Below are 10,674 nucleotides of genomic sequence, written 5' to 3'. Positions count from 1 at the left end.
GGGGGGGGGGGGGGGGGGGGGGGGGGGGGGGGGGCGGGGGGGGGGGGGGGGGGGGGGGGGGGGGGGGGGGGGGGGGGCGCGGGGGGGGGGGGGGGGGGGGGGGGGGGGGGGGGGGGGGGGGGCCGGGGGGGGGGGGGGGGGGGGGGGGGGGGGTGGGGGGCCCCCGGCGCCGGTGGGGGGGGGGCGGGGGGGGGGGCCCGGGGCGCCCGCCCCCCCCCACTCCCCCGTTCACCCGCGTTCAGTCGCCGACGGCCACGGCCTCAAGCCCGGCCGGCGCCGCCACCGCCTCCACCGGCGCCGGGTCCGGCGCCCCCGCCTCCACCGCCGTGCGCCGCTCCGGCAGCAGGCTCAGCACCGCCGCGCGCTGGGCCTCGCTGGTGGCGTCGTCGTACGGGTCGGGCGTGGCCGGGACCTGGATGCGCAGGACCGGTCCGGCGCCGAACCGGGCGTAGCCGCGGCCGGCCGGGGCGTCCGGCGGCGGGGTGGTGTGCGGTCCGGTGCCGAGCACCGACTCCACCTGCCCGGCCGTGCAGTCGCCGAGCACCACCCGGGCCCTGGTGTGCGTGCGGACCGTCTCACCGAGGCCGTCGAGGTGGTCGAGCGCCTCGGCCAGGACCACGACGACGTTGGCGGCCCGGCCGTGCCGCAGCGGGATCTGGAGCAGTTCCTGCGCGTCGGGCGCCCCGTCCCCGGCCGGCCGGGCGAGCGCGCTCGGCCGGTCCAGCAGGATCCACAGCGGCCGCGTCAGGTCCTCGGGGACCGGGTCGCCGGCCTGCCGGGCACGGTTCGCCTCGATCAGCCGGCGCTCCGTCTCGTTGGCCGCCCACTCCAGGGTGGAGAGCGCGCCGGCGGGCCCGCACTCGACGGCCAGGACGCCCTCGCGCCCGGTGAAGCAGGCGTACTCGCCGGTGCCGCTGCCCTCCACGATGAGGATGTCGCCCTGCTGGAGCGCCTGGAGGGCGATGGACCGCAGCAGGGTGGTGGTGCCGCTGCCGGGCTGCCCGGCGACGAGCAGGTGCGGTTCGGTGGAGCGGGGGCCGGTGCGCCAGACGACACCGGGCGCGTCCCGGGTGCCGGCGCTGTCGCTCACCGGGAGGGTGCGCTGCACGGCGTCCTCGTCCGTGAAGCCGAGGACGGTCTCGCCGGGGGCGGTGACGAAGCGCTGGGCGGTGAGCGAGGTCGGCAGGGCGTCGAGGACGCTCATCACGAGCCGGTTGCCCTCCTCGTCCCAGCGGAACCGGTACTCCCGGCCACGGCCCGACTTGGCGTGCAGCAGCTGTTCGATCCGGGCCCGGGACTCGGGTTCGCTGTCGGTGAAGTACGCGGGATAGGCGACCTGGAGGCGCGAGACGCGGCCGTCGCCGTCGAACGCGTAACCGCTGAAGACCTGCTCCCAGTCGCCGCCGTGGCCGAACAGCGGGCTGGGGTCGTCGGCCGTCGAGAAGTACGGCACGAGCGCTTCGTACAGGGATCGCAGCCGCGCGGTCTCCGCCTCGTCGGGGCCGGTTCTGGCGGGGGTGCGGTCGCGTCCCTTCCATGCGGCTGCGCCCATCACCGTGACGAGGGCCAGCAGCGGCCCGTACGGGATGAGCGCGACCACGAGTACGCAGGCCGCGACGAGGAACAGCGTGGGTCCACGCCGGTCCTTGGGCGTCGCGGCCCACTTCTGCCGTCCCGCGCCGGCCAGCAGCCGCAGACCGCGCGTGAGCGTGATCAGCGGATGGAGCACATCGGTGGCGCTGTCGGCGGCCGTGCGCGCGAACTCTCGACTGCGAGTGATCGAAGCGCTGCCGCTGCTCAGAATGCGGGGGAGTGGTCGCCTGGCCACGTCTGTCTCCTGAAGGGGTCGGTGCGGAGGCGGAGGGTCAGAACTTGATCCCGCCCAGGAGTCCGGCCAGGCTCGCTCCGCCCGCGGTGATGCTCGGTGCGATGGCGGTCCCGGCCAGGTAGAAGCCGAACAGGGCGGTGACGAGGGCGTGCGACGCCTTGAGGCCGTCCTTCCTGAAGAACAGGAAGACGATGATGCCGAGGATGACGACGCCGGACATGGAAAGGATCATGAGTGTTCTCCTGGTTGGAGGGGACGGTCACCATGAGTCCTTCCAGGCTCACCCCAAGTATCCGTAGGATAAAAGACGCAATCGGGTGAAAAGGGTGATTATCCACCCGATCGGCGGAGGTGAAGCCCGGGCCTGATCATGTACCCGCACGGGCAGTACCCTGTCGGTTCACTCGCACGGCCCCCGCCGTGCTCGTCCCGGCCGCCGGCGGCGGCCCGCGAACGGTCAAGGAAGGCGGAACCCCGATGAGCGACGTCCCCGATCCCGAGGTCGTGGAGCTGGCCTCCAAGGTGTTCGACCTGGCGCGGGCCGGCGACGCCGACGCCCTCGCCGCCTACGTGGACGCCGGGGTGCCCGCCAACCTCACGAACGACCGGGGCGACTCGCTGCTGATGCTCGCCGCCTACCACGGGCACGCCCCCGCGGTCACCGCCCTCGCCGCCCGCGGCGCCGACCCTGGCCGGGCCAACGACCGGGGCCAGACCCCTCTGGCCGGAGCGGTCTTCAAGGGTGAGGAAGCGGTGATCCGCGCCCTCCTCGACGCGGGTGCCGATCCGGCCGCCGGAACGCCCTCCGCGGTCGACACCGCACGCATGTTCGGCAAGGACGACCTGCTGGAACTCTTCGGAGCCCGCTGAACGGGTACGCCGTAAATGTGGTCGCGGTGGCGAAATGGCTGGGTCATCATGACGTCGCGGGCCCGTTCCGGGCCAACCGACGAGAGGCAGAGGAAGATGCTCTACACCAGGCAGAAGACGGCGGTCGGCGAATCGTGTTGCTGCGCGGCCTAGGGCTCGCCCCCAGTGCTCGTCCCGGAGCACGTGGAACTGCACAGTCCCGGTTGTGTCGACAGCTTGATGTGAGGCTTTCCCCATGTTCGATCCGTTCATAGCGCCGAGCGGCACCCTGCTCGGCCTGCTCCAGAGAGGCCGCGGCGACGGCACGCTCCATGCGCTCGCCGCACCGCGCCCGGAGGCCCTGGCCGCGCTCCACCACTGCGTCCTGAACGACCCCCGCCACGACTGGCAGGTGGAGAACCGCTCCCTGTACTACGCGCGCCTCTACCTCGACCTGGGCGGCGGTGTCGAGGAGATCGAGCGGCACCTGACCGGCCCCGAGGACCACCTCGACACCGAGGACTCGCGGACCGGCCTCGCCCTGTCCGTCCTCGGCCACCTCGCCTCCTACGGGCGCGGCGACGCCCTCGCCCTGCTGCGGCGCTACGCCGCGACCGGCTCCAACTGGGCCTGGGCGCTGGACGAGCTGGCCCTGCGCGACGACGACGCCGGGCTCCGCTCCCTCGCCGAGCCCGTGCTCGCCCGTTTCCCCGACGACGCCGAGGGCCGCGCCGAGCTGGCCGCGACCGTGCGGGACGCCTACGAGCCCCGCCCCTGGCGCCTGTGGGCCGACGACCCGCGCGAAACGGTCGGCGCCCGCGTCCGGGCCGCCTCCGAGCAGGGGTCCTTCGACCGCTGGCAGCGCCAGATGCGCCCCGGCGGCCCCCGGCCCGGCTGGAGCGTCCAGGCGGTCTTCGACTGGGCCCGGCAGGGACTGGAGCGCGGCAGCGTCCTCCACGTGCCCGCCGCCCGCTGCCTCGCCGCCGTCGCGGGCCCCGAGAACCGGGCCGAGATCGTCGAGGCCGCCCGCAGCGGACCCGACGCCGCCCGCTGCGCCGCCCTCCACTATCTGGCCGCCGAGGTCCGCGACCCCGTCGTGCTCGACCTGATCGAGACCGCGGCCGCCGAACCCCGGGGCACCGTCGCCGACGCCGCCGTCGCCGCCTTCGAGCGCATGTGCGGCGAGGACGCCGTGGAGCGCGCCCGCCGCTGGGCCCGCAGGCCCGACGCGCTCGGAGCGTCGGCCGCCGGCGTGCTGGCCGGACGCGGCGGCCCGCAGGACGCCCCCGCGGTGCTCGGCGCGCTGCGTGACGCCGTACGCGGCGACGGACCGGACGCGCCCCGGCTGTGGGCCCTCGTCGACGGCGCCGGCCGGCTGGGCATCGCCTGCGCCGCTCCCGTACTGCGCCACATCTACCGCGAGACGTCCTCCTCCCAGCTGCGCGGCAGGACCGCCCGGGCTCTCGCCGCCACCGACCCGTCCTTCGCCACCGGGTTCGCCGTCGAGTGCCTGTGGGACTGCGAGGAGACGACCCGCGAGGTCGCCGCGCTCCACGCCGAGACCGGTGACCTGCGCGTCGCCGAGCGGCTGCGCCGCCTGGCCGCCGACCCCGCCGAGGAGGCCGAGGTCCAGTCGGCGGTACGCAGCAGGATCGGCCCGGACGCCCCGGCGGTCTGACCGGCGGAAACACCCCGTAACACCCCAGGAGTGCAGCGCGTCGGGGGCGCGCCGCTCCCGCCCTGTTCCGCGATCACCGGACGGCGGGCCAATATGGGGGCATGACCGGGCGCTGGGAGTTCTGGATCGACCGTGGCGGCACCTTCACCGACGTGGTGGGGAGGCGCCCCGACGGCCGGCTCGTCACCCGCAAACTCCTCTCGCACGACCCGGACCGCTACCGCGACGCCGCCGTCGCCGGCATCCGGCTGATGCTCGGACTCCGATCCGATGAGCCGGTCCCCGCCGACCGCGTCGCCGCCGTCAAGATGGGCACCACCGTCGCCACCAACGCCCTGCTGGAACGGCGCGGCGAACCGACCGTCCTGGTCATCACCGAAGGCTTCCGGGACGCCCTGCGCATCGCGTACCAGAACCGCCCCCGCCTCTTCGACCGCCGCATCCTGCTCCCGGAAGCCGTGTACGACCGGGTCGTCGAGGTCCCCGAGCGCATCGACGCCCACGGCCGCACCGTCACCCCGCTCGACCGCGAGGCCGTCGCCGCCCGGCTGCGCGAAGCCCGCGCCGACGGGCTGAGCAGCGCGGCCGTCGTCCTGATGCACGGCTACCGGTATCCCGCCCACGAACAGGCGGTCGCCGCCGAGGCCGAGGCCGCCGGCTTCACCCAGATCAGCTGCTCCCACGAGGTCAGCCCGCTGATCAAGCTCGTCCCGCGCGGCGACACCACCGTCGTGGACGCCTACCTCTCGCCGATCCTGCGCCGGTACGTCGACTCGGTCGCCGCAGAACTGCCCGGCATCCGGCTCATGTTCATGCAGTCCAACGGCGGCCTGCGCGAGGCCGCCCACTTCCGCGGCAAGGACGCCGTGCTCTCCGGGCCGGCCGGCGGGGTCGTCGGCATGGTCCGCACCTCCGCCCGGGCCGGCCACGACCGGGTCATCGGCTTCGACATGGGCGGCACCTCCACCGACGTCTCGCACTGCGCGGGCGAGTTCGAACGCGAACTGGGCACCGAGGTCGCCGGCGCCCGGATGCGCGTCCCCATGATGAACATCCACACCGTCGCGGCCGGCGGCGGCTCCGTCCTCCACTTCGACGGCCGGCGCTACCGGGTCGGCCCCGACTCCGCCGGCGCGGTCCCCGGCCCCGCCTGCTACCGCCGGGGCGGACCGCTGACCGTCACCGACGCCCAGGTCATGCTGGGCCGCATCCGCCCCGCCCACTTCCCCGCCGTCTTCGGGCCGGACGGCGACCAGCCCCTCGACGCGGACATCGTGCGCGAGCGCTTCGAGGACCTGGCCGAGGAGGTCGCCCGGGCCACCGGCACCAAGCGGACGGCGGCCGAGACCGCGGCCGGCTTCCTGGAGATCGCGGTCCTCTCCATGGCCGGCGCCGTCAAGAAGATCTCCGTGCAGCGCGGCCACGACATCACCCGCTACGCCCTCACCGGCTTCGGCGGCGCCGGCGGCCAGGCCGTCTGCGCCGTCGCCGACGCCCTCGGCATCGACACCGTCCTCGTCCCGCCACTGGCCGGAGTGCTGTCCGCGTACGGCATCGGGCTCGCCGACGCCACCGCCATGCGGGAGCAGTCCTTCGAAGCCGCCCTGGACGCGGACTCCGAGACCCGGGTGCGGCAGCTGTGCGACGAGCTCGCCGCCCGTACGAGCGACGACCTGCGCGCCGACGGCGTGCCCGCCGACGCCGTCACCACCCGCGCCCGGGTCCTGCTGCGCTACGAGGGCACCGACGCGAGCCTGCCCGTCGCCCTGGACACGGCCGCCGCCATGACCGACGCCTTCACCCGCGAGCACCGCGCCCGCTACGGCTTCACGGCCGACCGGCGGCTCGTCGTGGAGACCGTCTCCGTCGAGGCCACCGGGACCGCCGGCGGCCACGCCGAGACCGGGCCGGCCACCCGCGACGAGGGCGCCCCCACCACCCCCCGCCCGTACGACACCGCCCGGATGTTCGCGGAGGGGCACTGGCAGGAGGCGCCGCTCCACCGCCGGGACGACCTCAGGGCCACCGACGTCGTCACCGGCCCCGCCGTCGTCGCGGAGGCCGACGCCACCACCGTCGTGGACCCCGGCTGGCAGGCCGAACTCGCCGCCTCCGGACACCTCGTCCTCACCCGCGCCCGCCCACGCCCCGCCCGCCAGGCCGTCGGCACCCGGGTCGACCCGGTGATGCTGGAGGTCTTCAGCAATCTCTTCATGTCCATCGCCGAGCAGATGGGCGTGACCCTCGAGAACACCGCCCGCTCCGTCAACATCAAGGAGCGCCTCGACTTCTCCTGCGCCCTGTTCGACGCCGACGGCAACCTGATCGCCAACGCGCCCCACATCCCCGTCCACCTCGGCTCCATGGGCGAATCGATCAAGGAAGTCCTCCGCCGCAACGCCGGCACCATGCGCCCCGGCGACGTCTACGCCATCAACGACCCGTACCACGGCGGCACCCACCTGCCCGACGTCACCGTCGTGACGCCCGTGTTCGACACGGCCGGCGACGGGCCGGTGCTGCGCTTCCTGGTGGCCTCGCGCGGCCACCACGCCGAGATCGGCGGCATCACCCCCGGCTCCATGCCCGCCTTCAGCCGCACTGTGGACGAGGAGGGCGTCCTCTTCGACAACTGGCTCCTGGTCCGGGACGGCGTCTTCCGCGAGGACGCCACCCGCGACCACCTCGCCACCGCCCCGTACCCCTCCCGCGACCCCGGCACCAACCTCGCCGACCTGCGCGCCCAGATCGCCGCCAACGAGAAGGGGATCGCCGAACTGCGCGCCATGACCGAGCAGTTCGGCACCGAGGTCGTGGACGCCTACATGGGCCATGTGCAGGACAACGCCGAGGAGTCGGTACGCCGCATCGTCGCCGGGCTCGGCGACGGCCACTACCGGTACGAGACGGACAACGGCGCCGTGATCGAGGTGACCGTCACCGTCGACCGCGAGGCCCGCGGCGCCGTCATCGACTTCACCGGCACGTCCCCGCAGCAGCCGGGCAACTTCAACGCCCCGAAATCCGTGGTCATGGCCGCCGTGCTGTACGTCTTCCGTACCCTGGTCGCCGACGACATCCCGCTCAACAGCGGCTGCCTGAAACCGCTGGAGATCCGGATCCCCGAGGGCTGCATGCTGGCCCCCGTCCCGCCCGCCGCCACGGTCGCCGGCAACGTCGAGACCTCGCAGGCGGTGACCGGCGCGCTGTACGCGGCCCTCGGCGTCCAGGCAGAGGGCTCCGGCACCATGAACAACCTCACCTTCGGCAACGACCGCGTGCAGTACTACGAGACCGTCGCCAGCGGCTCCGGCGCGGGCGAGGACTTCGACGGCACCGACGCCGTGCAGACCCACATGACCAACTCCCGCCTCACCGACCCCGAGATCCTGGAATGGCGCTACCCCGTCCTGCTGGAGGGCTTCCGGGTCCGCGAGGGCAGCGGGGGAGCGGGCCGCCACCGGGGCGGCCGCGGGGTGGAGCGCCGCATCCGCTTCCTCGAACCGGTCACCCTGGCCCTGCTCACCGGACACCGCCGCGTGCCCCCGTACGGCATGGCGGGCGGCCGGCCGGGCGCCCTCGGCAGCCAGCACATCGAACGCGCCGGCGGCGGCCGCACCGAGCTGGCCGCCTGCGACAGCGCGGACGCCGGCCCGGGCGACGTGCTGGTGCTGCGTACGCCCGGGGGCGGGGGCTACGGGGAGCCGGGCGGGGAGAGCGCGGGGGCCTGACCGGTCCGCCGGGAGCGGCCCTTCTGCGCCGTTTCGACCGTTGTCGGTGCGAGGACCTAATCTGTGCACCGTGACTTCGCCTGCCTACACGGACAACGCTGCGCCCCAGCTCAGCGCGGGGCCGCGGCCCGCACCGGGCCCGGCCGCCGACGAGGGGCTGTCGCGGCGGCTGCGCGCGCTGGCCTGCACCGCGCCGCTGCACGACCTGGACGTGCGCAAGGCGAACCTCGCCGGTGAGTACAGCGGCTATGCGATGGCCGAGGTCGCCCTCGCCGCGATCGACCACGTCACGCTCAACATGGACTTCGACACCGGCGCGGACCACGACCAGATAGTGACCAGGCTCCTCCCGCGCGTCGCCGCCCAGGCCCCCGCCCGCCCCGCCGCCGAGCACGAACGGGTCGCCCGCTGGGTCCTGGAGAACCTGATCAACGTCGGCAGCGTGGACCGCGGATTCCGGGCGGTCTACGGCACCTTCGGGCCCGACGGCGTCTACGTCCGCCGCGACTACGACTTCAAGCTGATCGAGGAGGTCCCCGGCCACGGCGGCAGCGTCTACCTCAGGGCCACCGACGAAGCGGTCAACGTCCTGGTCGGCGCCCTCGACACGGACGTCACCAGCGCCCAGATCGCCGCCGAGGTGAAGCTGGAGGTCCTGATCAGCCGCGGCCGCCTCGCCGACGCCCAGCTCGCCGCCGAACAGGCCCGCTACCGGACCGTCCAGTACGCGGAGACGCTGCGCAGGACCCTCGACGCCACCCGGCGCAACGTCCGCGCGGTCGACTGGCTCAACGCCGTGCCCGACATGATCGCCGAGGCCCTGGACCACGTCGCCGACCGCTACCGCCACGAGAACGCGATCCTGACCAACATCCGCAAGGCCCGCGACGAGGCCGAGGACCCCGAGCACAAGCGCCGCGCCGCCGAGCTGGTCGACATCGTCAAGGACTGCATCCGCCGCCACACCCAGCTCCAGTCCCGGCTGCTGGAGGCAGGCCCGCTCTTCCGCGCCGAGCAGGACCGCCAGGCGTTCGCCGCACCCGCGGCCCGCACCGGCCTCGACCTCTACGGGCAGCTCCTCGGCCCGCTGCTGCCGCTCCCGGTCGAGCAGGCGAGCCGCGCCACCGACGCCTTCTTCGCCCACGGCACGGGCCTGCGCACTCCGGTCTCCGTACGGGTGGGCGACCTGGTCGACCTGCTCCTCAGCCCACCCCCCGCCCGCGAACACCTCGGCGCCGAGATGCCCGAACCGGACCTGATCGCCACGCCGGACGACAGCCGCTTCAGCGAGGAGCAGCTGGCCGCCGCGATGCAGTTGCTCGACCTGGAGCACGACGCGCCGCGCCGGCTCTCCGGCCTCCTCGCCGACGCCCGCCGCCACGACCCGGACCTGCCCTACCTGGTCGCCCTGCTCGCCGTGCACGCCGCGAGCCCCCCGGTCGGTACCGCCTACCGCCAGGGCGAACGCCGCCTGCTGTTCTCCGTGGACGACGGCACCCCGCTGGACGACGAGGAGTTCGGCGGCGCCGACCTGATCGTCGGCACGGCCCTGCTCGACGCGGCCGGCATGGCGGCCGACCGCTCGGAGGCGTCGTGAAAGCCTCCGGCCCCCGTATCACCTTCCGCAACACATTCCGCACCGAGGAGCCAGTGTCGTGAGCGACCACCGCGCAGAGCACGCCGACGCGTGGAGCGACCCCGCCGACCGGCCCGCCCCCGCCTACGAGCCCGACCGCCCCGCGCCCGCACCGGCCGCCGTCACCCCGGCGGACGCGGCCGACGCCGCCCGGCTCGTCGCCTTCGGCCTCCAGCCCAAGCTGCTCCCCGCCCGCGACGCGGAGTACGCCGGACTGCTGCGCCGCTACCGGGACGACCCCGCCTTCGCGCGGCTCGCCGACGCCGTCGCCACCGGGCTCGGCCTCATCGTCCTGGAGGTGTCCCCCCGGGCCGGCATGGCCGTCACGGCGGGCGAGGACTCCGTCTTCGCCGTCCGCATGGGCGACTACGCGCGCCGCGCCTCCTCGGACAGCGCCGACCGCTTCCTGCACGGCCTCGCCCACCTCGCCGTCGCCGCGATGGCCTTCCCGCGTCCCGAGGACCTCGCCGACGACGCCTACATCGGCCGGATCACGGTCAACGGCGTCGACGCCTTCGTACGCCAGGCGTGCGACCGGCTGGAGGAGCGCGCGGAGGAGCAGGGCGACAACACCGACCCGGCCAGCGACGCCCCGGGCCTGGAGGCCGGCTGGCGCGTCTACGCCCGGCGCAGCGCCACCGGCGCCACCAAGGACGCCCGCCGGCTCGCCGGTTCCACCACCGGCATCATCGGCAAGGCCGTCGCCTTCCTCACCGACTCCGGCTTCCTCCAGCGCACCGGCGACGACGCCGGAGGCACGTACCGCACGACCGCCCGCTACCAGCTCCAGGTCCGCGACATGGCCGGCAGCGCCGCCATGGCCGAGCTCCTCGATCTGGGCGTCGTCCCCGTCACCGACGGAAGCGCCACGCTGCTGCCGCCCCCGGACCCCGACGACCTGGAACTGGTCGCCGACGCGGGCCTGCCGTTCCACGGCTGACCGCCGCCCGTC

At 74.7% G+C, this 10,674-nt stretch carries 7 protein-coding genes; 5 read left to right on the top strand and 2 right to left on the bottom strand.

The features are described from left to right. Positions 1-238: 238 nt before the first annotated feature. Positions 239-1,828 (bottom strand): ATP-binding protein, encoded by a 1,590-nt coding sequence (locus ACLQ2N_RS35735; RefSeq protein ID WP_425819926.1) that lies wholly within the window; start codon positions 1,826-1,828, stop codon positions 239-241. 37 nt (positions 1,829-1,865) lie between these two features. Continuing rightward, positions 1,866-2,060 (bottom strand): hypothetical protein, encoded by a 195-nt coding sequence (locus ACLQ2N_RS35730; protein ID WP_018103962.1) that lies wholly within the window; start codon positions 2,058-2,060, stop codon positions 1,866-1,868. Between the two features lie 245 nt (positions 2,061-2,305). Here ACLQ2N_RS35730 and ACLQ2N_RS35725 point away from each other — a divergent pair, with 245 nt between their 5' ends. The 5 genes from ACLQ2N_RS35725 to ACLQ2N_RS35705 all read left to right on the top strand — a co-directional run bounded on the left by ACLQ2N_RS35725 (position 2,306) and on the right by ACLQ2N_RS35705 (position 10,662). Continuing rightward, positions 2,306-2,698 carry an ankyrin repeat domain-containing protein gene (locus ACLQ2N_RS35725; protein ID WP_330311228.1) on the top strand — a complete coding sequence of 131 codons (393 nt, stop codon included), beginning with the start codon at positions 2,306-2,308 and terminating at the stop codon, positions 2,696-2,698. 235 nt (positions 2,699-2,933) lie between these two features. Continuing rightward, positions 2,934-4,355, top strand: a complete 1,422-nt coding sequence (locus ACLQ2N_RS35720; RefSeq protein WP_425819923.1) for a HEAT repeat domain-containing protein — start codon at positions 2,934-2,936, stop codon at positions 4,353-4,355. A gap of 101 nt (positions 4,356-4,456) precedes the next feature. Then, entirely contained in the window at positions 4,457-8,086 is a 3,630-nt protein-coding gene (locus tag ACLQ2N_RS35715) for a hydantoinase B/oxoprolinase family protein (protein WP_425819921.1), read from the top strand. Positions 8,087-8,156: 70 nt separating this feature from the next. Next, positions 8,157-9,683: a hypothetical protein gene (locus ACLQ2N_RS35710; protein WP_425819919.1), complete on the top strand. Its 1,527-nt coding sequence runs from the start codon at positions 8,157-8,159 to the stop codon at positions 9,681-9,683. Positions 9,684-9,741: 58 nt separating this feature from the next. After that, entirely contained in the window at positions 9,742-10,662 is a 921-nt protein-coding gene (locus tag ACLQ2N_RS35705; protein ID WP_425819917.1) for a hypothetical protein, read from the top strand. The last annotated feature ends 12 nt before the right edge of the window (positions 10,663-10,674 follow it).

It is taken from the genome of Streptomyces sp. DT224 (assembly GCF_049844595.1).
GTDB lineage: Bacteria > Actinomycetota > Actinomycetes > Streptomycetales > Streptomycetaceae > Streptomyces.
Note: the sequence above shows the minus strand (reverse complement) of the source record. Positions and strands in the feature narration are given on the sequence as shown.